Source organism: Oryzibacillus soli, assembly GCF_051594765.1.
Lineage (GTDB): Bacteria > Bacillota > Bacilli > Paenibacillales > NBRC-103111 > Paenibacillus_AR.
Genome location: NZ_JBPPGJ010000008.1, coordinates 258419 through 285351, shown reverse-complemented (window position 1 = coordinate 285351; position 26933 = coordinate 258419). Strand labels below are relative to the sequence as shown.

Below are 26933 nucleotides of genomic sequence, written 5' to 3'. Positions count from 1 at the left end.
GCGCAGCTCGGTGAAGATCCGGGAGATCTCTTCGCTGACCTTGAAGCCGTAAGACTCCGCGGACATCTCCGCCATGCGGATGCCGCCGAAGGGCTGCAGGGACCGCTTGAAGGGCTTGTCGGTCTGGAAGCCGACGACGGTCTCCAGGTCCTTGTCGAGATAGCCGGGGCCGTGGGAGGTGATGGTGGAGACGATCTCGGTGTCCATATCGAGGACGCCGCCATTGTCGATCTCCTGCTTGGTCAGCTCCATAACCTGCTTCCAGAGCGTATTGGTTGCTTCGGTAGCCGGGGCCAGGAATGCCTCGTCACCGGTATAGACGGTTACGTTCTTCTGAATGAAATCCCGAACGTTGATTTCTTGCTGCCATTGCCCACCTTGGAATCCTTCCCATTGTTTCATTGCAAAAACTCCCTCCGAAGAAAAACAGTTTTTATATATTTATATAACAGTTGCTCTATACCTAAAATCATACACCTTTCCCCCGGAAAGAAAAAGCGACGTTTTCTTGACACGTTTGTGTCAGACACAGAACAATTGGCAGGTAATCACCCTGTTTTTACGGACTTTTTCAATATTTTGCCACATCATCCACCAGCTCTAACCAGAACCGTGACAGAGCGGTTACAACGGTGTTCGAACGAACAGGCATAATGGAACAGAAAACAGAAACTTGTGAAACAGAATGACGACTCCGGTACACCTGTTTTCTTGACCCCCTTCTGTAGGAGGTTGTGGCGGTTCGCGAGCGCGGCATTCGGCCCGCACAAAGAAGCTAAGTTGCCGTCGAATGGGTCGACACAAGAACGAAGGCACCTGCTTACCGGGAACCGACCGGCTGCAGGTGCCTGAAGACCTTACGACGATGCAGGGATGGAGGACAACAACAGCGGGACAAAGACGGAAGCGCAGTTAGCTTGCCGGAAGCGGGCGACCACATGCCGGCTCCAGTCGCGCTGGTATCGGGGATTGGCGGACAGGAACATCTCGTTCAATCGCTGGAACGCCACGTGATAGGGGATGGAAGGATCATCCCCGTTCACCTCCAATTGCGAGATGTGCAGATAGATGCCGCCCGGCACCGTCAGCTTTTCTACGCAATCGGGAAGCCCGTCGAAGGTGCTGACCCGGGTGCCGAAGCAGGAGCTGATCTTCCCCGGCTGGTCGCTGTCGATCGGGAACCCGTAATAATCATGCAGATAGTATTTGGCCGCTTCGGTGGCGAAGACCTGGTTCTGAACGCCGAAATACTTGAAGATGACGAATTCCTCGGCATCAGGAGGCGTTACGCTGCAAGCCATCTTCATCTCCGGCAGGCTGACCACCTTCATCCGGATGGAGTCGTAGCGCTCTGAATCGTCCGCCGGGATTTTGACAGGCTCGTACTTGGTCAGGACATCTCCCGTCTCATCGTAGGTATTGAACGCCACCCCCGCCGAGTTATAGACATAGCCGGTATCCTGGCGGAACTTGCCGATAAAATACCCGTCCGCATGCATCCGCTCGTCATAGCCCTTGCGGTCCGGCCGCTTGGTCTCGTTAATCAGAATCTTGGCGTACCGACAGGCAGGCACGGTGAAGAGCTCCGTGTATTCCGGCAGATACTCCGGCAGATCCTCGAAGCCCAGGACCTCGTATCCCGCGATGACCTTGTAATTGCCGTCGCCTTGAACCTCCGTACGCACGGTCGTAATCGTGCCGCTCCTCCTGCTCTCGCCGAGCAGACCGGACAGCAGGGACAGGTCATCTTCCTGAACCAGCTTCTTGGTGAAGAAATAATCGTTCAGAATACAATTCGCATGCTCGAAGCCGGAATAGCCGCCATACCCCCGGCTCTCGTAGCTGATGGGCAGGGCATAGCCCACAAGCTTCATCTCCGGCCTGTCCACAATGGTGCAGAACTCATCGATTTGCTCCACCACCGTTTCCCTGGGCTGCTCCACAAGGCTCATCTCCTCCGCAATCTTCAGGATGGCCGGTTTAACGGCTGGGCTGTAGCCTTCGGGCAATTGCTGCGGCAGCGCTTTCTTTTTGGGGTTCACGGCTCATTCCACCTTTCTCTGGTGATCTCCAGTCTGCAGCCTGTAAAATAGATCGGATGCCCCTCTTCATCCTTGGCGAAGGAGGCGTTCGGAATGGTTTCCGTCAAGGCCATTCCCACATCCAGCAAGGGGGCAATCTGGGGCGCGCAATCCAAGGGATTATGGGCATAGACGCCCTCTGCCCCCAGATGCTCGAAGGCATACTGAACCATAAGCGAGATGGCTTCGGTATCCAGCTTGGCGTGCCAATGCTCCGTATGCCACACATGCCCCAAGTCGATCCAGCGCTGCGCATCCATCGTATTGAAGACGATCATGCCGATCAAGGGATAATCGGGCTTCAAGCATACCGCCCACATATTCTCCCGGGAGGCGAACCAATCGGTCGCCTTCCTGCAGCCCGGCTCATCCGTTGGCCACGGATGGTCGTAATTCTTCATCACCGACCGGTTCCGGTCGTTGGCCAGAATATGAACATCCGCGGCATCTTCGGGATAGAACCGGCGGATGATCAAACGGCTTGTCTCGAACAGGAACGGCCGTTTCTCCGCGTTCTCATAGACCACCGCCTCCTGCTCCGCCAGCCGCTTGACCAGCTTGACGATCTCCGGCACGAACCGGGGAGAATAGTCCGCGGGCATGACTTGAATCGACAGCTTCTTCACCACATTCATGGAATCCCCTCCTTGCCTTCCACTTTACCGCATAACCTGGGAGCCGTATTATCCGTTCTTAACATCCTCCAATCGGATCCAGCAGGTGGTCTTGACATGCTCTGGCCCATAGCCGCCATCCACAACATAAATGGAACAAGCCGGCTGCACGCTCTTCCTTAATCCGTTTTCCCTGACCCACCTATCCAGCCGGGATTCCAGCACCTGCCCGTCTCCACAGCAGCCGCTCTCCAGCACCGCATAGCTCCCCTCCGGCAGCCGGAGCACCTCCAATCCGCTGTTCGCGGATGGCACAGCCGCCGGATCGAGCCTGACGCCGCAGGTGCTGGAGTCCGCTGTCTTGGACACATAGAATTCCCGTACGGCTCGGATCGCCTCTGGCTTGTGGGACGCCAAGACGTTCATGACCGCATGCGAAGCCTCCTGCTCCGCATCCTCTCCCTTCCGGGTAGCCACCAGGAAGGTCCTTTCCTCGGAACGGGTCAGGGTGATCCGGTCATAGTCCTCCCGCTTCTTCACCGGCAGGTACAGAACAAGCCGCTTGACCTGACCGTCCTGGCGAAGGTACTCTTCGTAGTAACCCTCGGCATCCGGCTCGAACATGCTGGTCTTCAACCAGCCGTCGTAGAGATCGTTCCATGCCTGTCCAATCTCCTCCTCGTCATTGCGGACGGCGGTTCTGGCACAGACCAGCCCCGTCTCCGGATGGACGGCGGCATCGCAGAAGACGCTGTTCCGGAATGTCCCCAACAGATCCGGAGCGTATTCCACGGATACCTCGTAGCAGAAGCGGTTGCCTCTTTGAGGCCCGTTTCTGCCGAAGATTCTGCCCCGGTAGGCAGGCAGCAGAAGGCTCAGACTGCGAACCGCATGATCCTCGATCCCTCTTAATTGCGGGTGATAGAACTTGGCACGGATGGTCTTCGGGAGATTCTCCGATGCGACGGTTACCTGCCGCGATGAAGCGCCGTCGAATCGGGGGAAGTAATAGAAGGCGCGGCTATGACGATATTCCAACGGGGTCATGAAGACAGCGGACCTGACGCTTCTGCATAGGGCTTGCTGGGAGCTGTAGCCGCAGCCGTAGGCGATGTCGACGAGGGAGATGTCCGAGCACCGGATCAGATTGAGCGCATTGGAGAGCCTCCGTTTGCGGATATATTCCTTCACCGAATGTCCGGTGAAGGTGTAGAAATCCCGGTACAGCTGCATGATGGAGGTGAACCCGGCTTGGGCCGCCCGCTCGAGAGCGATCTTGCCGGTCAGATGCTCCTCGATGTAATGAATGGCTCTATTGAACCGCGTAATCCTATCCATCTGGAAGAGCTCCTCTCGTGAAGCAGACGCTCCCGCTCCCGTTCCCGTATCCTCAGAAGATCATCCGCCTATGATTTCCTTAATGCTGACATTCCGGTTGGTATATCTGCCCTTTCTCTCCGTGCTCTTCCCATATTGAATCGCTTGAACGGGGCAATAGTGAAGGCAGGCGAGACACAGGGTGCACCGGCTCCCCCACTCCGGCTTCCCGTCAACGGCAATGTTGCCGCTGCCGCATACCTTCTCGCAAGTCTCGCAGCCTTGGCAGGAATCGGTGGCATGGAACTTTGCGGGCTGGATTCCGTTCTTCACGAACATCGGATGGACCACACCGGTTAATAACCTAGCGGGGAACCCCTTTTTGAGCCGAAAAACGCCCCGTTGCCTGTCCATAACGGCTTCCCGGATGCTCTCCAAAGCCTTCTCAGCCGCACTCAGCTTGGCCTCCTGTCTTTCCTTGGAATCCACATCGCCCATGATGATATAGTTATTGGGCATCACGATGGAAAACCCGCTGCTTAACTCCATTCCCTTCCGCTTCAGCTGACGGTTGACCACGTCCATCGCGTTGCCGATATTGCCCCCGCAAGTCGCTACACCAAACATATAGTGGCTGTCATATCCGTCCAGTTCAAGCCCTTCGAGAAAATCGAGAACGATCTTGGGCGGTCCCCACGAGTGTGTCGGAAATACGAAACCAATCGCTTCCCGGTCCTTCAATGTGTACTTGTAAGCTTGCGAACCGCTGTTCACGGCGGCGGCTATCGATACGAGCGGCTCATGAATATGCTCGGCGATTTGTTTGGCGGCGTAGAACGAGTTCCCGGTGCCGGAAAAATAAAAAATCATCGGATTCACCCTTTCGGATTATGGGAGAGCGCAATCTCCACGGATTTGAGATAAGCTTTGGAAGTGAGCGTCGCGCCGCTGATGGTATCCACCTGAAGCGACTGCGCATGAATGACCCGGCCATAGAGCTGGCCGGTGAAGGTGGCCGATTGATTTTCCTTGTGCATTAACAGCTCGATTCGGGTAACCTTGCCCTTGGACACCGTGACCTTGACTTCGTTAGCCCTCCATTTGTACATGCCGCCCTCGTATTTGCCGATATAGGTGCCGTCCTTCAGCTTGCTGAAATCAATGTTGCCGATGGGAAGATTTCGAGCCTCGCGATGCTCTCTGGATAAGAACGGCCATCCGATGGCCAATCCGGTCACGGTGACCGCGGTAATCCCCAACAAGATCTTCAACATGATCTTCATCTCCTCTGGCTTCCTCCGTTTCTTAATCCCATACGACCGTCCGGATGGATTCGGCGGCCCGGAACCTTTCCTTCAAATCCGGCGTCACATGAACCAACAGGTCCTTATCCACCAAGACAGCTCCCGTTCCGGGAAAACCTCTCAATAGAGCGAGCCCCTTCTCCATGCCGGCCAGGAACAAGATCGTGGATAACGCATCGGCCGTTGTGGAGCTGTCCGCGACGACGGTCACACTTACGAGCCCTGAATCGGAGGGATATCCGGTGGACGGATTCAGAATATGGTGGTATCGGTACCCTTCGGGGCCGGCGAAGCACCGCATGTAATCTCCGGAAGTCACGACGGCCTTGCTGCTTACCGCCACCGAACCGATCAAGGCGTGGTTCATCCTGGGATGCCTAATACCTACCTGCCACGGAGAGCCGTCAGGCTTCGTTCCCAAGGCGACGACATTGCCTCCGATGTTGCTGAAGGCCGATGTGACGCCATATTCTGTGAATATATTCACAAATTTGTCACCGGCAAACCCCTTCCCTATCCCCCCAAGGTCTACGGACTGCCCTTTTCTCCGAAGGCCCGCCGTCTTCTTGCATGGATCCAGCACCAGGTCCCTGTAATTTACCAAGGGTAGCAGCCGGCTAATCGCGGCTTGCTCCGGAGGCCTTGAGCGATCCCTGCCTTCTTGCCATAGAGCGGCCAAGGGGGCGATGGTCACGTCGAAGCAGCCCTGGCACCTGCTGGAGAAGCGCACTGCCTGCTCAAGCACCGCCCAGGTGTCATCGCTTACGAGTATGCCGGCTCCCCCGGCAGTCCGGTTGATCCGGCTGATCTCGCTGTCCGGTAGAAAGCGGCTCAAGAGCCTCTCGATTCGGTGCGCTTCTTCTTCGACAGCCCGAAGAGATGGTTCCGCATGCTTCCCGTAAGCCCGATGGGTCATGACAGTCCCCATCCCCATGTGAGCGGAATCCGCAATCCATGCTGACACCACGGTCACTCCTCCTTAGGTACCCTATACATCCGTCAGCCCTCTTAGCACAAAATCCGTCAGATAATCCAAAATGTGCGGAAAGTACTGGATGCCGATCTCCTCCTTATGGGTATCTACCTGGATCAATGCCGAGAACATCGCCATGATCAGCTCGCTGTCTATGTCCGTCCGCATCTTGCCCTCGGCCTGCCACTTCCGGACGAGCTCAATGGCGCCGCCATATAAGAATTCAACCGAGCTGCCCCCTTGATCCTCCCGGAACATCTGCTCCAGCTTGCCGAACACGTCCCGGTTATACCACATCTTCAGGATCGGATTCGAGTTCATCCCCTCCAGGTTCTTCGCCAGGAATTCCTTAATCAGCTTCGCAGGCTCGTCATCCGGGTTCACCGATTCCATGATGCTCATCTTGAGCTTCGCGTTCTCGTCCAGGTAGATCTCCATAAAGAGCTTATCCTTCGAGGAATAGTAGTTATAGAAAGTGCCGACGGCGACTCCCGCCTTCTCCGTGATGTCGGAAACATTGGTGTCCTTGAAGCCCTTCGTTTGGAACAGCTCTTTCCCGCAGCTATAGATTTCCGCTTTCTTATCCTTCAACAGAGGAACCTCCAACATGGTGAATGAATATTTTTTGGTTCATTCATATCGTACTATATCCATATTTTCCCGTCAATGAGAAAAAAAGAACATCTCAGGAGGCTTGGCCCGCCTCCTAGGATGTTCTTCTGCATTCGGCCGCTTCTCAGCCGAAGCGCCGTTCCAGCTCATGCCGCCCTTCCTCCGCTTCGGTTCGGGGCAGGCTGCCCTGCTCCAGCTCTTCGTCGGTCAACTCCAGAATCCGTCCGAAGAACGCCCGGGCATCCTCCAGGTACAAGTCCGGAGACTGTACCGTCTCCAACAGCTCGAACCAGACATCCTCCGCCTGCCCGAACCGTCTCGAGGATTCATAATGATCCGCCAGAAGCACCAGGGTTTCCGGCGGTATCCGGTAGGTCCGCAGAGATTCCCGCAGCTCTTCGATGTGACGGCTGCAGTCCACGCCGGGCACGTCCGCTCCCAGCCGAGCGGAGGTCACCATCAGATAGAGGGCTTTGATGAATCGCCCCGAACTATCCGCATGCCTTCCCAGATTCTCCAGTACCCGCCCCTCCTCCTGGAAGACCAGCGCCAGGCTTACCGTCTTGTCCAGGTCTGGCTCGCCGTTCACGCTCAGGAGAGTCAGGAGCTCCCGGTCCGTCATCCCTAAGAGCAGGCCGGCCTTGGGCAGCCGCAACTTGCCGTAGAATTCCTCCAGCTGCAGGAGCACCGCCTTCTGCTCCTCTTGGACTTTCAGCCGCATATACCGGGCCATGACCTGTGCCAGCTGCTCAATCATCCGTAAGATATAGTCGCGTTGGAACATGTCCGGCTCCTCCTCTCTTGCAATCGATCCTCGCTATTTCCCGCCGGGGCGTTTGACATCTTTTTACAACCTCCCCAGTTGGCCCTATGTTATAATGACTGTATCACAACTTGTAAAGGCGTGGAAACGAAAAATGCCCATCCAACATGAAACCGAGCTCTATGCACCGGTCAAAGCCTACTTCGAGAAGATGGGATACGAGGTCCGGGGCGAGGTGCGCAATTGCGACCTGGTGGCGATCCGCGGCGAGGAGGACCCGGTCATCGTGGAGCTGAAGAAAATCTTCAACATCCCTCTGCTCGTCCAAGGGCTGGATCGTCTCCGGACTACAGACCGCGTATATGTAGCGGTAGAGATGAACGCGAAGGGCCGCGCTCCCCACGGGCTGGGCTGGAGTGATCTGGTCCGCTTATGCCGGCGGCTGGGCCTCGGCCTCATCACCGTCCGCTTCTATAAATCGAAGAAACCGCATGTGGAGGTCCAATGCGATCCCGAGACCTATGTCCCCCGCAAGACCGCACGGAGAACGGCAGGGCTTGTAGCCGAATTCCGCCAGCGCTCCGCGGATTACAATGTCGGAGGCAGCACTAAGGTCAAGCTGGTGACCGCCTACCGGGAGAAGGCGCTTCACTGCGCCTACGCTATGCATACACACGGTCCTATGACCACCAAGCAACTTCGGGAAATCACCGGCAGCTCCAAGATTACCGAAATACTCCAAAAGAACTTCTACGGCTGGTACAGGAGAGTCAACCGGGGCACCTACGAGCTAACCCCGGCCGGCCGGGAGGCCTTGCGCCTCTTCGACAGCGTCATCCAAGGCTTGGATGCCGGGACGCTTCCCGGTTGATCCCTCCACGGCTGTATCCATAAGCACGGCACCGGAGAACCGCATCACGTGAACCACCGATCGAACATTCATGTTGGATAGGAGATGCGTGTGCCATGACCAAAAGCCGTGCCGTTTCTGCCCTCGTGTACGCCGCCGTACTGCTGTTCTTGCTGGCTGTTCTGCCTGCCGCCGTCCGGATGAAGCCCCATCCGCTGACTCCCGCCTTCGCCATGCTGCCGGCACAGACCCGGGAACCGGGGAATGCGCTCATCGTCGATCCCACCCGCCCCCATGCCGAGGTTCCCCCCGGGGCGGAGACCGCTTCCAGTGCCGCCCCCTTATCGGACAGCTCCTCACCGCCGGCTTCGACGGAAGCTGCAGCTGCCGGCCCCGAACGAACAGGCGAGTGGAGCCCCTCGGGGACTCCGCCCATACCGGCGGCCTCCGCTCCTACCATCGCTCTTCCAGCGGTGGCGGCTCCCGAAGCCTCGCCTGCCGGGCCTTCCGCAAGCGTGACCCAAGCCGTCTATCAGCCGGGTTCCCCCTCCCGAAACGCCAAGTTCAAGCCCATTCCGGTGCTGAATTACCACAGCGTCTCCGTGGATCCGGGCAATATCGTCGTGATCCATCCGGACAAATTCCGGGAGCAGATGCAGTACCTGCATGATAATGGCTATTCGACGCTGACGCTTAAGGAATTTACGGATATTTTCGAAGGCGCGGCAGAGGCTCCGGCCAAGCCGGTCCTGCTCACCTTCGACGACGGCTATACCGACAATTACATGACGGCCATGCCGGTGTTGAAGGAATACGGCTTCCATGCCACTTTATTTATGTCACCCGGGATGGTAGGAACCGCCGGTTATATCGATTGGGATCAGGCGAGGGCTCTGCAGGAGAACGGCTGGGACATCCAGCCCCACGGCATGACGCACCCTTCGCTTCCGAAGCTGTCCACGGATGACCAGACCCGGGAGATCACCGAGGCCCGCCGGCTGATCGAGGAGCACTTGAAGGTTACCGCCGACGTCTATTGTTACCCGTACGGTCAGTATAATAAGGAGACGCTGGACATCTTGACTCGGCACGGCTTCCGGTACGCGTTCACCATCGAGCAGGGGAAAACCGCGGCCGGCCAGCATCCCTACAAGCTGACCCGGATCTTCGTCAACGGCGAGGAGAAGCTCGCCTCTCTCATACACAAACTAACCAAGTGGTGAGCCGCCTCCCTTACATAATAACAGCCCCGGAGAACTCTCCGGGGCTGCATCTGGTTTAGGACTCCTGCTCATTCTCGTTATCAATCTTCGCAATGTGCCCCTGAACGGCCTGCATCGCATCGTCCTGCTGGTCTGCCTGGTTCTCCAGCTTCTGGTCGATGTCGCGGATCTCCTCACGCGCCTGGTCCATGCTCATGTTAATCTTCTTGTTGTAGGGCATACCGGTTCCTCCTTGGGGACTGACTTCCGTTTCCCGACTAGGTTGTGCCGAGGAGGGACGGCTTATTCTTCCCGTACCGGCTCCCACGGGAGTTTACGTCCATACCGCGTTACCGCATCCCTAGGCCTCTCTGCGCTAGGTTCCCGCACCTACCGGCTCCCTCGCCTTCATCTTCTCCCTGGCCAGCAGAGCCTTGTGCATCCAGATGGCCGCCTGCTGGCCGTCGCCCATGGCGATCACCACCTGCTCGGAATGCACGCCGATATCTCCGGCCAGCCACACCCCCGGCACCGAGGTTTCCTTCGTCCGCGGATCCGCCAAGGCATGCTTGTTCTCCAGTCGCTCCACTCCCAGCTGCTGCAGGAGCTCGGTCCTTACCTCATTGCCACCGAACGCGATAAATGCCTTCTCCGCCTCCACCTTGGCGCCATCCTCCAGAATAACGCCGCGGAGCTGACCGTCTCCCTCCGTCAGCACCTCCCGAATCGCCTGGGCATGAACCGGAATGCCTCCCTTCTGAAGCGATTCAAGAGCCTCCTCCGGAACGGGCTCCTTCCCATGATTCACATACACGAGGCTCCCGGCCGACCGCCGCAGCACCTCGGCCATGCTGGCCCCCGTTTTCCCGGAGCCCAAAACCAGGGTACGCTTGCCCCGAATTTCATAGCTGTCGCAATCCGGGCAGACATAGATGCTCTTGCCCATACAAGCCTCAAGCCCCGGAAGGTCCGGGTACCGGTCCTTCACCCCCGTAGCCACCAGCAGAACCGCCCCTTCATAAGAGGAGCCGCTGCGGCAGGTAATCCGAAAGCCTCCATCCAGCTTGACGGCGCGCACCGCCTCCTCCGTGACGAATCGGACCCCATATCGGCCTGCATGCTCCCGGCCCAGCCGCCTCAGCTCCTCGCCTGAGACGCCATCGGGCCATCCCAGCACATTATGATAGCCTCTGCAGAGCGTGGATCTCCCCGAGCCCGCATCCATAACCAGCACCTGGTGCTGCCCCCGGCCCAGCTGAATGGCGGCCTGCAAGCCGGCAATGCCTCCCCCTACGATCAGCGCATCCCATTCCATAATGAAAAACCCCCTTCCTGTGCCATTCCTTATAGGATGGACGTCCGAAGGGGGAACTATGAGAGCAGATGGGGGATGGAATCAAATCAGCTTCAAGCCGCTGATGAGAATGATGCCGGCCATGGCCGTCCGCAGCGGCGTCGGCGGAAGCTTGGCGCTCAGCACGCTGCCGATCAGCACTCCGGGAACGGAGCCGATCAGAAGCCGGCCCGCCAAGGCGAAGTCCACGTTGCCGAAGCTGGCGTGCATGATGCCCGCTACGGTTACGAGCAGGAAAGCATGGGCGATGTCCGTGCCAACAATCTCCGATGTCTTCAAGCGGAAGAGATACAGCATAGCCAGAGCGAACAGGGAGCCCGATCCGATGGAGGTCAAGCCGACGATAAACCCGAGGACAAATCCGACCGTCACGGTCAGGATTTTCTTGTCGGCCACGACATGCTCCTCCACCTCACCGCTCTTCTTCTCCTTCAGCTTCAGAAGCGGCTTCACTAGCGTGGCCACAGAGGCAATGATCAAGACTACGCCCAGCGCATGCTTGGTGAAGGACTCGGAGCTGTGGAATACACTGTCGAAGGCCTTCAGGATCAGCACCGCCGAGATGGCGCCCGGTATGCTGCCGTAAGCCAGATAGCGCACCAGCGTCTTGTTCACGGTGCGCTGCCGCCAATGCTGAACCGTACCGAACAGCTTCGTAATGGAGTTATAGAACAAATCCGTGCCGACCGCGATGGAAGGATTGATGCCGATCAGAACCAAAAGCGGGGTCAGAAGCGCCGCGCCGCCTACGCCCGTCAAACCAACGAGAAGTCCGACCAACAAGCCCAATAATGAAATTTCCCATCCCATCCAAAACACCACCCGTTCGTTATTCCTAGTAATTATATTGGAATTATAGTTCAATCCTTCGTGAACTGTAAAGATAAATTTTAGTAATTTGATCGGAAATGTGAGGTTGTTTTCATCTCCTTGATTTATCAGCTTCTCTTATGGGGTTTCATATTACACCTTATGATATGTGGCGTATGCCGGGTGGGTTCCTGTCTCTCCGAACGCAAACAAGCCCGAAATATCCGACGGATATCCCGGGCCAGCCCTATGAACGGCCGTATGCAATTAGGCGGAGCCTTTTATTTTTCCCGAGCCCAGAGGGCTTGCGGTCGTGGTCTTCTCCGTGTGCCGAAGCATCAGCGGAATGAACAGCTGACAGACGGAGCCTGCGATCAGCACCCAGGCCAGCTGCCTGCCGTCCAGCTCTTTCAGGAACAGGATCAAGGTGAAGATGGAGATCACTCGGCCCGTATTGATGAAGAATTCCCGGACCACGACGGACTCCACCCGGAAATTGCCCTTCAGGGGGAGCGTGCCGACCAGCCGGTAGAAGATCGTCGTCAAGGTATTCCCCTGGAGCGGGTTGAAGAAGGAGTAGACGACCATGAAGCCGATGACCGTCCAGACGTTCAAGCCGAACAGCATGAGGCTGGCTCCGGCAACCAGTCCCACAGCGGAGACCTGGAGATACAGCCCTGAGTACCGTTCCTTGGCGTACCGGGAGATCAGGGTTCCCATCAATATCGTGATCAAGGAGAAGGCTACGGTCATGTAGCCGACCTTATCCTCGCGGCTCATCACCTGGTACAAGAGGATGTTGGGCAGGAACAGCATGATGCCCTGAAGCAGGCCATAGATCAGATAGGCCCACAGAGACCGAAGCCACATGGGATTGCGGCGCATCATGGTGATGGTGTGGGGCAGGTAATAAGTCTTGTGCTTGGCGGGCTTGGGACCGATCCGCAGGCTCCCGATGGCCGCCAGAATGAACATGACGAAGGCGAAGCCGAACACCATCATGTACCCGTGCAGTCCATCGAAGGAAGCGATGATCCGTCCCGCAAGGGCCGGGCCGATTAGCCCCGCCGCGGTGAAGAAGATATTGTTCATGGCCAGGTAATGAATCCGGTTCCGGTCATCCGATACGTCATACATGAGCACCAGGTATCCCGTCCAATAGAAGGAGCTGGATATGCCTCCGAAGAGAGCGAACAGCCCATACCAGTGCACCACGTTCTCTCCGGCAATGATAACGCAAATATAGAAGAGGGAGATCAGCACCAGCCCCAGCCGGTAGACGTACATTCGGTCCGTCCGCTTGGCAATCCAGCCTCCGGCGATGAAGGCAGCGATGGTGACGCTGAAATTGATGATGTTGTACATGCCGTTAATCCACAGATCGCCCGTCAGCCGCCAGAGATACAGATTCAGGAATACCCCGGACATGGAGGCTCCGAACTGGAAGAAGAAATGGATCATGAGCGAAAGCTTCGCTTCGCGGCTTAAGGTTCTCTCCTCCGTCTGCGGACCGCTTCGCCGCCGAATACGCTCTATCATTCCAGCCCATCGTATGCCCAACCCCATCCGCTCCTTAACAGCTGTATCTGCAACAGCTCTCATCTGTTCTTCTATTGTAACACAGGGTGACACAGAGCCTGAGCCTGCATATCTCGCGGAATATCGCCCTCTCGTACCAAAAAACCCCGGCATGGAAGCCGGGGCGGGGGGCACATAACTCTACCTTATTTTTTCTTCAGGTTATCCCATGTTTTTTGGAAGGCGTCGAAGAGCTGGTCCTTGTTGTTCTTGCCGGCCACATAGGCCTGCATGGAGGCACCGAATTCCTGGCCTGCGCCATCCGGGAATTTCATGAAGTTCCAGGACAGCAGCTTGTTGTCCTTGGAGTACTTGGTGATGTCGGCTGCGATATCGCCCAGATCCTTGGGATCCGCCGGGATGTTCGTGAACGCCGGGATGAATTTGAACTCTTTGGTGATGTACTTCTTGCCGGTATCAGAGGTGACGAGCCAGTTCAGGAATGCCTTGGCCTCCGTCTTCACCTTGGACTTATTGTAGACCACCCAGTTGTTCGGCACGCCGGTCAAGAGCTTGTCGCCTGCGGCGGCATCCTCGCCGATCGGCATCGGGAGCAGTCCCAGCTTGATGTTGGGGCTGATGCCGTTGATCTGCACCTGGGTCCAGTTGCCCTGCTGCATCATGGCCGCTTCGCCCTTGGCGAACAGGGTGACCTGGGAGTTGTAGTCGGTGGTCAGCGGGTTCTTGTTGCCGTACTTCACGGTCAGGTCCAGGAGCTTGATCCAGTTCTCCATCACGGGATTGCCCTTGAACTTCTGGGAACCGTCATTCAAGCCCTTGATGAAGCTGTCCGGATCCGGCTTCTGGTTTGCGAAGGCCACGTTCAGATTGTGGAGGCCCAGAATCCACCATTCCTGATAGCCGTTGGCGAAGGGGGTGATGCCGGCCGCTTGCAGCTTCTTGGCCGCTTCCTCCAGCTGGCTCAGCGTCTTCGGAACATCGGTAATGCCCGCTTTGGCGAACAGATCCTTGTTATAGACGTAGCCATATCCCTCGATGCCCAGCGGCATGCCGTAGAGCTTGCCGTCCTTCGTCATCGGTTCCTTGGCGACGGTAACCACGTCCTTCACCCAAGGCTCTCCGCTCAGGTCCTCCAGATGCTCCATCCATACTTCTCGCTCGGCGAAGCCGCCGTTGTTGAAAATATCGGGAGCGTCGCCCGCTGCGAACTTCGCCTTCAGGGCTGCGCCGTAATCCGCGCCGCCGCCGACGGTCTCGATCTCCAGCTTGACGCCGGGGTGGGAGGCTTCGTATTCGGCTTTCAACCGGTTCATCTGCTCGGCGATCTCGACCTTGAATTGAAAGATCTTGACGGTCACGTTCTTCTTCGGAGCCTCGGAGGCGCCGGTTGTCGCCGCTGCGGGAGCCTTGCTTGCGTCGGCCGCCGGTTTGCTTTCGTCCTTGCTTCCGCAGCCTGCCGCGACGGACGCCGTCAAAGCCAGAGCCAAACCTGCCATGGAAAGCTTCTTCTTCATTCTTGTGTCTCCCCTTTAACATTTGGTTGATTGCCTTGACTTCAGTATAGAGCAAACGTTTGCGCTACCCCACCCATGATATTGAACAATGAGGTGCAATATATTGTCTAAGCGCTTTCATGATCCGCAGCTCTCTCATCTGAGCCCTCGGGAGAACCGCAGCCGGCCTCTTATCCCTTGACGGAGCCCGCAGTGATGCCTTCTATTATATGCCGCTGCATGGCCAGGAAAAAGAGTACGATCGGCGTCACGCCCAGCACCAGAGAGGCCAGGCCCAGATCCCACTGCTTGGTGTACTGCGCGAAGAAGGAGCTGGCCGCCAGCGGTATGGTTCGCAGATTCGGGCTGGTCAGAATCAAGAGCGGAAGCAGGAAGTCGTTCCAGATCCACAGGCTGTTAAGCAGGAGCACGGTGACGGTCATCGGCTTCAGCAGCGGGAAGACGATTCTCCAGAAGACGCCGTACGGGGAGCAGCCGTCCACCACTGCCGATTCTTCGATTTCCTTCGGAATGGACTTGATGTATCCATGATACAGGAACACGGAGAGCATGGAGCCGAAGCCGAAGTAACATAGGATGAGTCCCAGCCGGCTGTTCTGGATCCCCAGCATGCTGACCACCTTGACCAGCGGGATCATGATGGACTGGAACGGGATGATCATGGAGGCCACGAACAGGCCGAACAGCGTCTGATTGAACTTGGACGGGCGGCGCACCATGCGGTAGGCGGCCATGGAGCTGAACATCAGAAGCCCGATGTTGGACAGGGCGGTGATCAAGAGCGAGTTGCCGAATACATGCGGGAACTTGATGATTTTCCAAGCCTTCGAGTAGTTCTCGAAGTGCCAGGACTTGGGCCAGCCGGCGGAGTCGGTGAGCAGATCGCCGAAGCTTTTGACCGAGTTGATGATGGTAAAGTAGAAGGGCACCAGGAACAGGAGCGCCAGCAGAATGGCCAGTACCTCGGCCGTAAACACTTTATACGAATAAGTACGTCCGGTCTCCATTATGCCTCCACCTCCCGCTTCTTCGTCAAGTACACTTGGATGCTGGTGATAATGGCCACGGTCAGGAAGAACAGCAGCGCCTTGGCGGTGCCCAGGCCATACCGGTTGTTCTGGAAGGCCTCGGCATAGATGTTCAGAGCGACGGATTCCGTGGAGCGGAACGGCCCGCCCTTCGTCAGCGATACGTTCAGGTCGAACATCTTGAAGGCCCAGGAGATGGCTAGGAACAGGCATACCGTAACCGCCGGCATGATCAGAGGCAGAATGACCGACCGCAGCGTCTGCCCCAGGGTGGCACCGTCAATCTTGGCGGCCTCCAGAAGCTCGGAGGGAATGTTCACCAGAGCGGCGATATAGATGACCATCAGATAGCCGGCGCCCTGCCAGACGCTGACAATTAGGATGCCCCAGAATGCGGTGCTTTCTGTCCCGAGCCACGGCAGCTGGAAAAAGCCCAGGCCCGTAGCCTCTCCCAACGAGGCGAAGCCCTTGATGAAGATGAACTGCCAGATGAAGCCCAGCAGCAGTCCGCCGATAACGTTCGGCAGGAAGAAGACGGTCCGCAGCACGTTCCGGCTCTTCAAGGGACGCGTTAACAGGAAGGCCAGGACGAAGCCCAGCAGGTTGACGAGCACGACGCTTGCGACCGAGAACCGGGCGGTGAACCAGAAGGCCAGCCAGAAGTTCCGGTCCGACGTGAAGATGGCCCTGAAGTTATCGAAGCCCACCCAGCCTGCGGTGTTCCGGACTCCGTTCCAATCGGTGAAGGAATAATACATGCCCAGCACGAACGGTACCAGCACGATAATGGTAAAAAACAGGAACGCTGGGCCGACGAACACCGTCTGCTGGATCATCTCGGAACGGCGAAGCGACAAGCGGGAGCCTGCCGCGGCTCGGGCGGGATCGCTCCCTGTTGTTGCGATCGTAGGGGGTTGCAGCTCTTTCGACATTTCCTCTTCTCCTTCCTTCCCTCGTACCGGTGCAGCGGGGAAGCGGCGACCGGACATCAGGGGTTCTATCCATGATTTAAGTATAGAAGGCGGGGAAGCGGCGGAACACGCAATGACGTGATGATTATGGTGGAACATATTGACCTTGCCTGCTACAATGAAGCTCGAACCGTTAAATCGGTTGCACAAATGGACAAGCCGAAGGGGGAGCACCATGTTCCGGATCCGGGGAAGCATCCGCAATAAGCTTATCTTGTTCATGCTGATCGCCACGATCGTCCCCATCGTCACCTCGATCGCCATTACCTACAAGTACACCAAGGAATCCGTCAAGCGGACGGCTCTCCAGGAGAACAGCAACCTTCTCTTCCAAGGCAAAACCAATCTGATCCACTACTTCAACCTGATGGACCAGGCAACCTTAAGCGCTTACAGCGACTACAAATTTTTCAATATCCTGCAGCGGGGCTACGAGAACAACCGGGACGACCAGAGCCAGCTCCTCGCCGGCATTCAGAACATGTTCCGCTCCATCAACGAGACCTACCAGGTCCATCTGGATCCGGTGAAGAGCAAGGAGCACTTCATCTATACCCACGGACGCTTCCTGAACAGCGCCAAGCCGGAGAAGACGGAAGACGGGGAAGGGCCCTTCAAGGGGTACCAGGCTTATCTGGAGCCGACTCACTGGAGCCATGATTACAGCGTGACCTTCTTCCCGAAGTACGACCCGGTGCCCGTCATTACGTATCACCGCCCCATCTTCAACGTGCCGGCCTCAGACCGTCTTGGCCTCCTGTCCATCGACATCCTGCCGACCTTCATCGAACGGATCAGCGCCATGCTCTACAACCAGGACCACGAAGACCTGTATCTGCTGGACCCCCAGGGCGTGGTGGTCTACAGCAGCAAGCAGGAGGACTGGGGCAAGGTGCTCAATAAGGGCTGGGTCTCCCACCTTCTCGCCATGGAAGGGGAACGGGGGGCCTTCGAATGGGTCAGCGACGGGTTCTCCGGCATGGAGATCTTCGAGAAGCTGGAGACTCCCTATATGAACTGGACACTGGTCAAGCAGATCCCTTACGACCATCTGTACAAGAATGCGCGGGACCTGGCCGGCATCAACGTGGCCGTCTTCACGCTGTTCCTGGTGGTTGTCATCGCGGCCACGGTCTATATTTCCATCCGCTTCACCGCGCCGGTAAGGCTCTTGATCTCCACCATCAACAAGATCCAGACCGGCCAGCTGAACGTGGACATCGACGTGAAGGGCAGCGACGAGATCGGCATCCTCGCCCGGCGCTTCCGGCTTATGATGCAGACCATCAACGAGCTGATCCTTCGGGAGTATGCGCTGGAGCTGGCCAACAAGACCAACGAGCTGAAGGCGCTGCAGGCCCAGATCAACCCCCACTTCCTGAATAACGCTCTGCAGTCCATCGGCACTCTGGCCCTGCAGCACCAGGAGGTCAAGATCTACTCCCTCATCGCTTCCCTCGGGAAGATGATGCGATACCATATGAACACCAACGAAACCGTGGTGCCCCTCTCCAAGGAGATCGATTACGTGAAGGGCTACCTGGAGCTCCAGCAGCAGCGCTTCGACGAACGGCTCCAGGTGGAGCTGGAGGCGGCGCCGGATTCCCTTGCCGTGAAGCTGCCGAAGATGACGCTGCAGCCCATCGTGGAGAACTTCTTCAAGCACGGCTACGATACGACCCGGGAAGGGCGCATCCGGATCGAATGCAGCCTGACCGAAGGCGGTGAAGCGCTCCGGATTACGGTGGCCGACAACGGGAAGGGCATGGAGGAGGAGGAGCTGAAGGCCCTCTCCTCGAAGCTGGAGCAGGATCCGTCCTTCGTCTCGGAGGGACAGATCAGCATCGGTCTCTTGAACGTGATTCAGCGGATCAAGCTGTATTTTAACGAGAATGCCAGGATGAACGTATCCCACGCCGAGCCCACGGGGCTGCGGGTGGAGCTGCATATTCCCCTGGCGGATGGAGGGAAGCCGCAATGAAGGCCTTGATCGTGGATGATGAGAAGCATGTCCGGGACGCCATCAGGCTGCTGACGGATTGGGAGAGCTTCGGGATTACACACCTGCTGGAGGCCGAGGACGGGGAAACCGCGGTCCGGATCATCCGGGAGGAGCATCCGGAGCTGGTGTTCACGGACATGATGATGCCGGGCATGGGCGGCGCAGGGCTCCTGGAATGGATCCACGGCCATGCTCCAGGAACGAAAACGGTGGTCATCAGCGGCCATGACGACTTCGATCTGGTCCGGGCAGCCGTCAAATTCGGCGGACTGGATTATATTCTGAAGCCCATCGACCCCGGGGAGCTTCAGGACGCCGTCCGGAAGGCGGTCGAGAGCCGCAGGCAGCAGGACGCCGCGGTCCGCGAGCAGCAGCAGAAGACCATGGAGGTCAACCGGATCAAGCCGGTGTACTGGGACCGGATGCTGTCGGACCTGCTGGACGATCCGGGCAGCTTCGACAAGGTCAAGACGAGCCTGGTGAAGGAGCTGGGACTGCCTGCGGACTGCCGGGAATGCCGTGTGGCGGTCATCGCCATGGACACGGTCCCCGAGGAGCTGCGCCGCAAGTTCAGCTCCGGCATGGACCTGCTCTACTTCTCCTTGACCAACATCTGCAACGAGGTCCTGAATGAGCGGCAATCCGGCTACGCCTTCCGCCATTGGGGCGGGTCCGGGTATATCGTGCTCTTATATTGGCGCCATGCCGAGGGAGTACCGGACGACATCCGCCGGATCCATGAGAGCATCTACCGGACCCTGAAGGGCCGGTTCGACTTTGGGCTGGGCGGCAGCAAGCCCTTCCCCGGCGGTGTCGGAGCCGCCTACCGGGAGGCCGTGCAGGCGCTGCGGAGCCGGAATCTCCTGAAGCGTACGGGCTGGATCCACCAGCCCGTGCAGGATCCGGCCGCCTCCCGGAAGCCGCTGGCCTTCGGCGAGTACGAGGAGCGCCTCCGGCTGGCCATTCGCAGCGCTTCGCAGGAGCAGATCTTGATGGCCGTGGGGATGTGGTTCCAGTCCTTGGAACGGCTCACAGCCATCAGTCCGGACCAATATGAGCTGTGGACCCGGGAGTACGGCCTGTTCCAGGCGCGCTGGGCCAAGGAGCTCTTCGGCGAGGAGCAGGGGGAGCTGCCGGAGGAGTGGCTGGCGCCGATCCATCCGGAGCCCCCGCTTCACGACGACGGCACCTTGTCGCTTGTGGTCTGGCAGGACCGGCTGATCCGCAGCTTACGGACCATTGCCGAGCAGTACCGGCGGCAGCAGCAGGAGGACCGCCATGTGATTTTTGACATCGCCAAGTATATCGAAGCCCACTACCGGGAGGAGATCACCCTCCAGGACATTGCAGACCGGTTCTTCCTGAGCCGGGAATACATCTCCCGGAAGTTCAAGCAGGAATTCAAGGAGAATCTGTCCGATTATATCGGTCGGATCCGCATCGGGAAGGCCAAGCTGCTGCTCCTGAACCCGGACAGCCGGATCGCGCAGGTGGCCGAGCTGGTGGGCTACCAGGATGAGAAGTACTTCAGCAAGGTCTTCAAGAAGCTGACGGGGCAGACGCCCGGGGAATACCGCAAGAATCCGACGCCCTGCGACGGCGAAGGGTGAACATTCGACGGCGATCCGGTTATTACGTCTCGCCCCTGCATCGGGCGTATGGTATACTGGATGGGTGTAATCGAGCCGGCAACGGCGCAAGTCTCTTTTTTCGAGGTGAACCATCATGAGCATGCCCTTGGAGGTGCGGGACCAGCCTTATGTCCGTTCCGCCAAAACCGCCCAGCCGAAGAAGAAGCATACCTACAAGATTCTCTTCCTCCTCTGGGTATTCTTGATCGCCAGCGGCGTATGGGGCACCAAGGTCTACAGCGATCATCTTCGTTCCCAGATCGCCAACCAGATCAACGCTGACACCCGCGTACAGCTGGAAACCATCCAGAAGGATTACCAGGCCCAGGTCTCGGACCTGAAGGTGACCGTTCAGAGCGACATGGCGAAGCTCCAGACCAAGCTGGACTCCCTGACGGAGCTCCTGGCCTTCGCCAAGGATAGCGCCAATTCCAAGACCGACAACAGCAACCAGCTGTACACCCAGCTGTCCGACGTGAAGAAGAAGCTGGAGGAGCTGGAGAAAAGCCTGGATGTGCTGAAATGAACGCCAACCAAGCCGTAAACCGTCTATTCCTCCTGGCGACCGCACCGTTCCTCGGAATGGCCGCCTGGATGCTGACCCTGACCACGGACAAGCTGATGCCGTCGCTTCCGGAGGTGGACCGGCCTTCCTTCACCGCTTATTCGGCCCAGGAGGAAGCGGCTCCCCTGGTGACCAAGCTGGACAACGCCGTGAAGGACGGAGCCGCCATCAAGACGACCATCGAGAAATACTTCGATATGTACCATCAGAGTGCCAACGAGGTCTCCGTCATGCTGCAGAAGGCTTCGGCCCAGGCCGGCAAGCCGGCGGCCATCTTCGAGAGCCGGATCGACTCCGTATTCGGGTCTCCTGTCCGGCAGGCTTCCTCCGGCAACATCGACCTGAAGCTGTACCGCTTCAATGACCGCAACTACAAGGGATATGCCCTGAAGGCGAATCTGAAATCGGACAAGGCCATGAAGCTGGCCCTTGCCGGCGATAAGATCGGCAGGAGCGAGACGACCCTGTCCGCCGTGAGCCGCCTGGGCGGCATCGCCGGAGTGAATGCCGGAGGCTTCGCCGATGACGGCAACGGCAAGCGCTATCCGACGGGCAACACGATCCAGAACGGCAAGTATGTCTACGGATTCTTCCCTTCCGACGACCTGGCTTTCGTGGGGCTGGATGCCAACCGCAAGCTGGTCGGCGGCAAGTTTAGCCGGGCCGAGGAGTTGGACAAGCTGAAGCCCGTGTTCGGCGCCTCCTTCACCCCCATCCTGCTGAAGGACGGGCGCAAGACGACCATCCCGGTCAAGTGGATGACTAACCCTTACCGCGCCGCACGAACGGTGGTGGGCAACTTCAAGAACGACCAGATCCTCTTCATCGTCGCGGACGGTGTAGACGAGCGCGGCGGCTCCGGCGCTTCCTTGGCCGAGCTGCAGGACAAGCTGCAGCAATTGGGGATCCGCGATGCCTACAATCTGGACGGCGGCGGCTCCTCGACTCTGGTCTGGGGCGGAGAGGTCATCAACAGTCCCTCCGACGGCCGGATGCGCTCTATGCCGACCCACTTTGTCTTCTTCAAGTGAAACGTATCCATCCATGCAAGAAGGCCGCGGGCAATCTGCCCCGCGGCCTTCCTCACGTTCATGCTATTTCCGGCCGAAATCCGCCTTGATCTCGCCCCATTCCTCCGTATTCCACTTCCGCACCTTGTTCGGGTACGTGTGGGTTTCCAACCAGCGAACCGCCCGGTCCGTCAGCTCCCATATTTTGCGGGTGGATTCGTTGCGGGGCAGGTTGGACGCCACCTTCTTGTTCCGGAGCCAGCTGAGAGCGGTTCTGGAGTCCGTGTAGACCGTCTTGGCGCTGCCCCGTTCCTTCAGATAGGAGAGAGCATGGACGATCGCGATGAATTCCCCCAGATTATTGGTCCCGTTCTCGATCGGTCCCACATAGAACAGGATGTCACCGGTCTGCGTGTCCACGCCTTTATATTCCACCGGACCCGGGTTCCCTCTTGTCCCCACGTCCACTGAGATGCTGTCGTAGTCGATCTCCTCCTCCGCAGCCGCGGCTGCCTTGGATGCCTTTCCTCTTGAGCCTGCTGTCTTGGATGCTGCGGCTTCGCCTCCTTGGCCCCACATCTTCTTCCAGCCCGCCGCCAAGGCCGCCTGCGCCTCCGAAGCCGTCGAATAAGACTTGTATTTGGCTTGGGGGTAGCCGTCCACCTGTGCCTTGCACTCCGCCCAGGTGCTGTATACGCCTGCTTTCTTGCCTTCCCAGACTACATAATATTTGCTTGCCGCCATAGCATTGCTTCCGCCTCTCGCAGTTCGTTTTCGTACGGTACGAAGATCGTACCATGACCAAGCAGTGCGACTCAACCCAGCCGAGCCGGTAAGGTGCAGAAGATGTTAAATAGAATATTTATTTTTTAATCATCATTGGTTATAATAGATTTATGGTTGTGAACGGATCGCTTCGTTATCCGCACGGGAGGTGCTGTAATGTCTTTTTATTTGGTTATGGTGGTCTTCGTCCTGTTCCTGGGGGCTATCCTGTCGGCTGCCTATAATGATGATAAAACCAAAGGCCTGTAATTGCCGATCTGCCAAAAAAGCATCGCCCCCCGCGAGGAGGGCGATGCTTTTTCGCATTCATATTGCTTAGCCGAGTGCGCGGTTCATTTCACGCAAACATTCGGAACAAATATGCTTCTCTTTGAAATCTACGATATCATCCATAGAAGAACAGAATACGCATCTCGGACGGAAACGCTCCAAAATAATATGATCGCCCTGGACCAAAATTTCAACCGGGTCGCCCTCATTCATCTGATAACGCTTGCGGAGTGACTTGGGCAATACAATTCGTCCAAGCTGATCCACCTTACGTACAACACCTGCCGGTTTCATAGCACTTCCCCCATTCCGCTTAATATACTCTATTATAACAGTTTCATAGACTTTTTGGAAAACCCTTCTCTGAAAACTCGCTGAAAATTTATTAAAATCTTTAAAAAGAAAAGTAGAAAGGATCTAATTTCCCGACATTTTTAAGGGTATGTACCGAAAATTATTAGGATTCTTGTCCTCCCTATCCATTGAAGCAGTCCAGAGCAGAAGGTCTCAGGATAGAATTATGCTACAAGCTGTTACAATAAACTCATAAAACTGTTTTGCCGTAGCGCCTCATAGAGAACAATGGCAGCCGAATTCGACAGGTTGAGCGACCGGACCGCGTCTGTCATGGGCATCCGGATACAGGTATCCGCATGTGCTTCGATAATCTCCGGCCCCAGTCCCTTGGTTTCTTTCCCGAAGACCAGGAAATCGCCGTCACGGTAGGAGACCTCCGTGTAGAGCCGGTTCGTCTTGGTGGTGGAGCAGAAGAAGCGCCCCTCCGGGAACAGCTCCTTCACCTCTTGGAAGCTGTCGTGATAATGCACTTGAACGGCGTGCCAATAATCCAAGCCCGCCCGCTTCAGCGTCCGGTCATCCGTCTGGAAGCCCAGGGGACGCACCAGATGGAGATGGGTGCCTGTAGCGGCACAGGTTCGCGCGATGTTCCCCGTATTGGCCGGAATCTCTGGCTCGACTAACACAATATGAAATGCCACTGGATGTCACCTCGTCATGGATTCCTTTCATTATACACCAACTTGTCCCGAAGTGCATTTTACACTCGTTTAACTTTTCATTAATACCCGGTTGATAGAGGAATGGCATAATGGAGACTAAAGGTGTTCCCGAACGAAAGGAGATGAAGTAATGAAGAAGAAGATCCTGGTTGTCGACGACGAGCCCTCCATCTCCATGCTGCTTGAATTCAACTTGAAGCTTGTCGGTTATGAGGTCCATTGCGTATACGACGGTGAAGCCGTCTTCGAAGCCACCTCGACTTTCCGGCCGGACCTGATCGTTCTGGACCTGATGCTTCCCAAGATGGATGGCATCCAAGTATGCCGCAAGCTGCGGAGTCAAAATAATATGGTGCCGGTGCTCATGCTGACGGCCATGCAGGATTTGAACGACAAGATTGCCGGCTTGGACAACGGCGCTGATGATTACATGACCAAGCCCTTCAGTCCCCAAGAGCTGATCTCCCGAATCCAAGCCATCCTGCGGCGGGTCCAAGCGCTTCCCGGGGATGCCAACCCTCCGGCCATTGAGATCGGCAAGATTACCGTTCTTCCTGCCGAACGGGAGGTGCTCGTCAACGGAAACCCGGTAGACTTGACTCCGAAGGAATTCGAGCTGCTTCTCTTCCTCTGCAAGCACCGCGGGAAGGTCCTATCCCGCCAGCAGCTGCTCCATGGTGTATGGGACTATCACTTCCTGGGCGATACCCGCATCGTAGATGTGCATATCAGTCATCTCCGGGACAAGCTGGAGACTCAGGCCCGGAGCCCCGAATACATCATTACCATCCGCAATGTCGGCTACAAGCTGACAGAGCCGGCTGTGAAGGAATCCTTGGCGTAAACAGCTGCTCCTTCATAAACAAGCCCCCGCATGACCGTCGATGGATCGAACGGCCAATGCGGGGGCTTTGGTGTGCTTCTGTTAGAGCTTGAATCGCGAAACCTCTTGCTGCAGCTCCTCCGCCATGCTGTTCAGCGTCGCGGCGGAAGAAGCGATCTCCTGGATGGCGGCCAGCTGCTCTTGACTTGTGGCAGCCACGGTCTGTACTTTGTCGGCGGAGAGACGAGCGATCCGGGCGGTTTCTTCCACGGAAGCCGCTACCTCCTCCGAGCCGGCCGAGATCTCCTCCGACGTTGCGGACACTTCCTCGATCTGGGACGCGACATGCTCGATCGCCTCCCGGATGCGGGTGAAGGCCAGCCCTGCGGCTTGTACAACCTGGAGACCTTCCTGGGATTGCTGCATCCCCTCGTTCATGCCCTTGACCGCAGAGGAGGTGTCCCTCTGGACCACGTGGATGAGGTCTGTGATTTGCTTTGCAGCCGTCTCCGATTGGATGGCCAGCTTTTTTACTTCCGTTGCTACAACCATGAAACCTCTGCCCTGCTCACCGGCACGGGCCGCTTCGATGGATGCGTTCAGAGCCAGCAAACTGGTCTGGGTGGCGATATCCGTGATCACCTGAATGATCTCGCCGATCTCGGTGGAATGCTCGTGGAGCTTCCTCACACGCTCTGCCGATTGTTCGGCCGCTTGATAGATCACGTTCATCTGCTCTACGGCCCGCTGCGCAGCCCGGTCGCCTTCATCCGCTTGGGCTCGGGCCGTCACCGACTGCTCGTACACCGAAGCGGAGGACTCTGCGATCCGACCGATGCCTGCCGTCATCTCTTCCATGGCCCGGGCGCTATCCTCCGCACCCCGGACCTGCTGCTCCGCTCCGGTTGCCACCTCCTGCGATACGTCCGAGATCATGGAGGTCCCTTGGGACGTTAATTCGCTGCTCTCGGTCAGCAAGCGGGAGCTCTCCGCCATCTTTCCGGCGGAGCGTTCCACCTTGCCGATGATGGATCGAAGCTGCTGAACCATAGCCTCGAAGGTGCCGGCCAAATCTCCGATCTCGTCCTTCGTCCGCACTCCCAGCTTTCCGACAGTCAAATCACCGGCGGCGATCTGCTTGGCGGCTGCCGTGATTTGGCGGAGAGGCCGAGATATCAGCAAGGAGCATAGAATACCGATGCCGATGGCAAGAGCCACGATGATGAAGCTCACCACCATACTGGTCGTCTGGTCTCTATTCGCACTGTCCTGAACGGCCTTCTGTTCCTCTCCCATCCGCTTCAGATGATCATTGGCCATTTCCTCCGCCAGCACCGAAATCTGCGTAGCCAGTGGGAACAAGCTTAACGATGCTTCTCGAAGCGCCTGCTCATGGGGGAGGATCATAATGCTGTCCACCCGGGTCTTGTATTCCTTAGCCAGTTCGATCACCTTTTTGAAGCTTGCTTTATCTTCCTCCTTCTCCACAGAAGGAAGGACCTCTTCAATTAAGTCGATAATCTTCTTGTTCGAGGTCTGCATCCGCTGGACCGCAGCAGGATTCTGTGTAAGGAAATATTCCCTCATGTAATCGTTCTGTTCGAGGCCTGCGACCTGCACCCGCTCCACATGGGACAGCACCTGCACCCTGACCTCAACCAGATCTTCAAAGGATTTATTAATGTTTCGCAATGAATTGAAGGACAGGCCGCTAACGGCCGCCGTAAGCAAGGCCACAGCCATAAAAGCGCCCACGAGCTTGCGTCCGATGGTAATCTTCATAGACATCATCTCTCTCTCCCTGCAGTTGTTAGCTAATATAACATCAACCGAACATCATATCTGTGAAGTATATCATAAGAGGTAAAAAATTTAAACTCCGGTTAATTATTCAT

Annotated in this window: 27 protein-coding genes; 7 read left to right on the top strand and 20 right to left on the bottom strand. The window is 57.2% G+C overall.

The genetic code is table 11. The features are described from left to right. The 9 genes from ACSEXW_RS13325 to ACSEXW_RS13285 form a co-directional block, all read right to left on the bottom strand. Window positions 1-402 (bottom strand): pyruvate formate lyase family protein (locus tag ACSEXW_RS13325; protein ID WP_438446643.1); only part of this gene is annotated, 402 nt, incomplete at its 3' end. Window positions 403-857: 455 nt separating this feature from the next. Next, complete coding sequence (locus ACSEXW_RS13320) at window positions 858-2042, bottom strand: GyrI-like domain-containing protein (RefSeq protein ID WP_438446642.1); 1185 nt, start codon at window positions 2040-2042, stop codon at window positions 858-860. Next, window positions 2039-2716: a GNAT family N-acetyltransferase gene (locus tag ACSEXW_RS13315; RefSeq protein ID WP_438446641.1), complete on the bottom strand. Its 678-nt coding sequence runs from the start codon at window positions 2714-2716 to the stop codon at window positions 2039-2041. Before ACSEXW_RS13315 ends, ACSEXW_RS13320 begins: the two co-directional genes overlap by 4 nt. Before the next feature lie 48 nt (window positions 2717-2764). Further along, a complete protein-coding gene (locus tag ACSEXW_RS13310; protein WP_438446640.1) occupies window positions 2765-4033 on the bottom strand; it encodes a helix-turn-helix domain-containing protein in 1269 nt (422 codons plus the stop codon). Between the two features lie 60 nt (window positions 4034-4093). Further along, a complete protein-coding gene (locus ACSEXW_RS13305; protein WP_438446639.1) occupies window positions 4094-4882 on the bottom strand; it encodes an EFR1 family ferrodoxin in 789 nt (262 codons plus the stop codon). A 5-nt stretch (window positions 4883-4887) separates the two neighbouring features. Continuing rightward, window positions 4888-5286 (bottom strand): FMN-binding protein, encoded by a 399-nt coding sequence (locus ACSEXW_RS13300; RefSeq protein WP_438446638.1) that lies wholly within the window; start codon window positions 5284-5286, stop codon window positions 4888-4890. A 31-nt stretch (window positions 5287-5317) separates the two neighbouring features. Beyond that, window positions 5318-6280 (bottom strand): FAD:protein FMN transferase, encoded by a 963-nt coding sequence (locus tag ACSEXW_RS13295; protein WP_438446637.1) that lies wholly within the window; start codon window positions 6278-6280, stop codon window positions 5318-5320. Between the two features lie 24 nt (window positions 6281-6304). Next, the gene (locus tag ACSEXW_RS13290; RefSeq protein WP_438446636.1) at window positions 6305-6880 is read right to left on the bottom strand and encodes a TetR/AcrR family transcriptional regulator; all 576 of its coding nucleotides are present in this window, start codon (window positions 6878-6880) and stop codon (window positions 6305-6307) included. Between the two features lie 145 nt (window positions 6881-7025). Beyond that, entirely contained in the window at window positions 7026-7685 is a 660-nt protein-coding gene (locus ACSEXW_RS13285) for a DUF6483 family protein (protein ID WP_438446635.1), read from the bottom strand. 133 nt (window positions 7686-7818) lie between these two features. On the opposite strand from ACSEXW_RS13285, the gene ACSEXW_RS13280 reads away from it, so the two are divergent. Both ACSEXW_RS13280 and ACSEXW_RS13275 read left to right on the top strand, forming a co-directional pair. Then, window positions 7819-8535, top strand: coding sequence for a DUF2161 domain-containing phosphodiesterase (locus ACSEXW_RS13280; RefSeq protein ID WP_438446634.1), 717 nt, complete (start codon window positions 7819-7821; stop codon window positions 8533-8535). 95 nt (window positions 8536-8630) lie between these two features. Then, window positions 8631-9737, top strand: coding sequence for a polysaccharide deacetylase family protein (locus tag ACSEXW_RS13275; protein ID WP_438446633.1), 1107 nt, complete (start codon window positions 8631-8633; stop codon window positions 9735-9737). 55 nt (window positions 9738-9792) lie between these two features. Here ACSEXW_RS13275 and ACSEXW_RS13270 read toward each other — a convergent pair whose 3' ends face one another. The 7 genes from ACSEXW_RS13270 to ACSEXW_RS13240 form a co-directional block, all read right to left on the bottom strand. Further along, complete coding sequence (locus ACSEXW_RS13270; RefSeq protein ID WP_438446632.1) at window positions 9793-9957, bottom strand: hypothetical protein; 165 nt, start codon at window positions 9955-9957, stop codon at window positions 9793-9795. A gap of 135 nt (window positions 9958-10092) precedes the next feature. Then, window positions 10093-11031 carry an NAD(P)/FAD-dependent oxidoreductase gene (locus ACSEXW_RS13265; protein ID WP_438446631.1) on the bottom strand — a complete coding sequence of 313 codons (939 nt, stop codon included), beginning with the start codon at window positions 11029-11031 and terminating at the stop codon, window positions 10093-10095. An 81-nt stretch (window positions 11032-11112) separates the two neighbouring features. Then, window positions 11113-11880 carry a sulfite exporter TauE/SafE family protein gene (locus tag ACSEXW_RS13260; RefSeq protein WP_438446630.1) on the bottom strand — a complete coding sequence of 256 codons (768 nt, stop codon included), beginning with the start codon at window positions 11878-11880 and terminating at the stop codon, window positions 11113-11115. Window positions 11881-12147: 267 nt separating this feature from the next. Next, on the bottom strand, window positions 12148-13419 hold the full coding sequence (locus ACSEXW_RS13255) for an MFS transporter (protein ID WP_438446629.1): 1272 nt from the start codon (window positions 13417-13419) through the stop codon (window positions 12148-12150). Window positions 13420-13604: 185 nt separating this feature from the next. Next, the gene (locus ACSEXW_RS13250) at window positions 13605-14933 is read right to left on the bottom strand and encodes an ABC transporter substrate-binding protein (RefSeq protein ID WP_438446628.1); all 1329 of its coding nucleotides are present in this window, start codon (window positions 14931-14933) and stop codon (window positions 13605-13607) included. Window positions 14934-15103: 170 nt separating this feature from the next. Next, window positions 15104-15940 carry a carbohydrate ABC transporter permease gene (locus ACSEXW_RS13245; RefSeq protein WP_438446627.1) on the bottom strand — a complete coding sequence of 279 codons (837 nt, stop codon included), beginning with the start codon at window positions 15938-15940 and terminating at the stop codon, window positions 15104-15106. Next, the gene (locus ACSEXW_RS13240) at window positions 15940-16797 is read right to left on the bottom strand and encodes a carbohydrate ABC transporter permease (RefSeq protein ID WP_438446654.1); all 858 of its coding nucleotides are present in this window, start codon (window positions 16795-16797) and stop codon (window positions 15940-15942) included. The genes ACSEXW_RS13245 and ACSEXW_RS13240 overlap by 1 nt, the downstream gene beginning before the upstream one ends. A gap of 310 nt (window positions 16798-17107) precedes the next feature. On the opposite strand from ACSEXW_RS13240, the gene ACSEXW_RS13235 reads away from it, so the two are divergent. The 4 genes from ACSEXW_RS13235 to ACSEXW_RS13220 all read left to right on the top strand — a co-directional run bounded on the left by ACSEXW_RS13235 (window position 17108) and on the right by ACSEXW_RS13220 (window position 22161). Next, window positions 17108-18913: a cache domain-containing sensor histidine kinase gene (locus ACSEXW_RS13235; protein ID WP_438446626.1), complete on the top strand. Its 1806-nt coding sequence runs from the start codon at window positions 17108-17110 to the stop codon at window positions 18911-18913. Next, on the top strand, window positions 18910-20544 hold the full coding sequence (locus tag ACSEXW_RS13230) for a response regulator (protein WP_438446625.1): 1635 nt from the start codon (window positions 18910-18912) through the stop codon (window positions 20542-20544). Before ACSEXW_RS13235 ends, ACSEXW_RS13230 begins: the two co-directional genes overlap by 4 nt. 115 nt (window positions 20545-20659) lie before the next feature. Continuing rightward, on the top strand, window positions 20660-21091 hold the full coding sequence (locus ACSEXW_RS13225; RefSeq protein WP_438446624.1) for a hypothetical protein: 432 nt from the start codon (window positions 20660-20662) through the stop codon (window positions 21089-21091). Next, window positions 21088-22161, top strand: a complete 1074-nt coding sequence (locus tag ACSEXW_RS13220; RefSeq protein WP_438446623.1) for a phosphodiester glycosidase family protein — start codon at window positions 21088-21090, stop codon at window positions 22159-22161. Before ACSEXW_RS13225 ends, ACSEXW_RS13220 begins: the two co-directional genes overlap by 4 nt. A 63-nt stretch (window positions 22162-22224) precedes the next feature. Here ACSEXW_RS13220 and rnhA read toward each other — a convergent pair whose 3' ends face one another. The 3 genes from rnhA to trmL form a co-directional block, all read right to left on the bottom strand. After that, a complete protein-coding gene (gene rnhA, locus ACSEXW_RS13215; protein WP_438446622.1) occupies window positions 22225-22884 on the bottom strand; it encodes a ribonuclease H in 660 nt (219 codons plus the stop codon). Between the two features lie 357 nt (window positions 22885-23241). Further along, entirely contained in the window at window positions 23242-23490 is a 249-nt protein-coding gene (locus tag ACSEXW_RS13210) for an AbrB/MazE/SpoVT family DNA-binding domain-containing protein (RefSeq protein WP_438446621.1), read from the bottom strand. 239 nt (window positions 23491-23729) lie between these two features. Further along, window positions 23730-24194: a tRNA (uridine(34)/cytosine(34)/5-carboxymethylaminomethyluridine(34)-2'-O)-methyltransferase TrmL gene (gene trmL, locus ACSEXW_RS13205; RefSeq protein WP_438446620.1), complete on the bottom strand. Its 465-nt coding sequence runs from the start codon at window positions 24192-24194 to the stop codon at window positions 23730-23732. Window positions 24195-24345: 151 nt separating this feature from the next. Here trmL and ACSEXW_RS13200 point away from each other — a divergent pair, with 151 nt between their 5' ends. Continuing rightward, window positions 24346-25059 (top strand): response regulator transcription factor, encoded by a 714-nt coding sequence (locus tag ACSEXW_RS13200; RefSeq protein ID WP_438446619.1) that lies wholly within the window; start codon window positions 24346-24348, stop codon window positions 25057-25059. 81 nt (window positions 25060-25140) lie between these two features. On the opposite strand, the gene ACSEXW_RS13195 is transcribed toward ACSEXW_RS13200, so the two are convergent. Continuing rightward, window positions 25141-26826 (bottom strand): methyl-accepting chemotaxis protein, encoded by a 1686-nt coding sequence (locus ACSEXW_RS13195; protein ID WP_438446618.1) that lies wholly within the window; start codon window positions 26824-26826, stop codon window positions 25141-25143. Between the last annotated feature and the right edge of the window lie 107 nt (window positions 26827-26933).

What these genes read in the sequence shown, in the direction of transcription:
- ACSEXW_RS13315 (WP_438446641.1), bottom strand. Translation starts at nt 2,716, where the DNA reads ATGAATGTGGTGAAGAAGCTGTCGATTCAAGTCATGCCCGCGGACTAT.
- ACSEXW_RS13310 (WP_438446640.1), bottom strand. Translation starts at nt 4,033, where the DNA reads ATGGATAGGATTACGCGGTTCAATAGAGCCATTCATTACATCGAGGAG.
- ACSEXW_RS13305 (WP_438446639.1), bottom strand. Translation starts at nt 4,882, where the DNA reads ATGATTTTTTATTTTTCCGGCACCGGGAACTCGTTCTACGCCGCCAAA.
- ACSEXW_RS13300 (WP_438446638.1), bottom strand. Translation starts at nt 5,286, where the DNA reads ATGTTGAAGATCTTGTTGGGGATTACCGCGGTCACCGTGACCGGATTG.
- ACSEXW_RS13285 (WP_438446635.1), bottom strand. Translation starts at nt 7,685, where the DNA reads ATGTTCCAACGCGACTATATCTTACGGATGATTGAGCAGCTGGCACAG.
- ACSEXW_RS13280 (WP_438446634.1), top strand. Translation starts at nt 7,819, where the DNA reads ATGCCCATCCAACATGAAACCGAGCTCTATGCACCGGTCAAAGCCTAC.
- ACSEXW_RS13275 (WP_438446633.1), top strand. Translation starts at nt 8,631, where the DNA reads ATGACCAAAAGCCGTGCCGTTTCTGCCCTCGTGTACGCCGCCGTACTG.
- ACSEXW_RS13270 (WP_438446632.1), bottom strand. Translation starts at nt 9,957, where the DNA reads ATGCCCTACAACAAGAAGATTAACATGAGCATGGACCAGGCGCGTGAG.
- ACSEXW_RS13265 (WP_438446631.1), bottom strand. Translation starts at nt 11,031, where the DNA reads ATGGAATGGGATGCGCTGATCGTAGGGGGAGGCATTGCCGGCTTGCAG.
- ACSEXW_RS13260 (WP_438446630.1), bottom strand. Translation starts at nt 11,880, where the DNA reads ATGGGATGGGAAATTTCATTATTGGGCTTGTTGGTCGGACTTCTCGTT.
- ACSEXW_RS13255 (WP_438446629.1), bottom strand. Translation starts at nt 13,419, where the DNA reads ATGATAGAGCGTATTCGGCGGCGAAGCGGTCCGCAGACGGAGGAGAGA.
- ACSEXW_RS13250 (WP_438446628.1), bottom strand. Translation starts at nt 14,933, where the DNA reads ATGAAGAAGAAGCTTTCCATGGCAGGTTTGGCTCTGGCTTTGACGGCG.
- ACSEXW_RS13245 (WP_438446627.1), bottom strand. Translation starts at nt 15,940, where the DNA reads ATGGAGACCGGACGTACTTATTCGTATAAAGTGTTTACGGCCGAGGTA.
- ACSEXW_RS13240 (WP_438446654.1), bottom strand. Translation starts at nt 16,797, where the DNA reads ATGATCCAGCAGACGGTGTTCGTCGGCCCAGCGTTCCTGTTTTTTACC.
- ACSEXW_RS13235 (WP_438446626.1), top strand. Translation starts at nt 17,108, where the DNA reads ATGTTCCGGATCCGGGGAAGCATCCGCAATAAGCTTATCTTGTTCATG.
- ACSEXW_RS13230 (WP_438446625.1), top strand. Translation starts at nt 18,910, where the DNA reads ATGAAGGCCTTGATCGTGGATGATGAGAAGCATGTCCGGGACGCCATC.
- ACSEXW_RS13225 (WP_438446624.1), top strand. Translation starts at nt 20,660, where the DNA reads ATGAGCATGCCCTTGGAGGTGCGGGACCAGCCTTATGTCCGTTCCGCC.
- ACSEXW_RS13220 (WP_438446623.1), top strand. Translation starts at nt 21,088, where the DNA reads ATGAACGCCAACCAAGCCGTAAACCGTCTATTCCTCCTGGCGACCGCA.
- rnhA (WP_438446622.1), bottom strand. Translation starts at nt 22,884, where the DNA reads ATGGCGGCAAGCAAATATTATGTAGTCTGGGAAGGCAAGAAAGCAGGC.
- ACSEXW_RS13210 (WP_438446621.1), bottom strand. Translation starts at nt 23,490, where the DNA reads ATGAAACCGGCAGGTGTTGTACGTAAGGTGGATCAGCTTGGACGAATT.
- ACSEXW_RS13200 (WP_438446619.1), top strand. Translation starts at nt 24,346, where the DNA reads ATGAAGAAGAAGATCCTGGTTGTCGACGACGAGCCCTCCATCTCCATG.
- ACSEXW_RS13195 (WP_438446618.1), bottom strand. Translation starts at nt 26,826, where the DNA reads ATGTCTATGAAGATTACCATCGGACGCAAGCTCGTGGGCGCTTTTATG.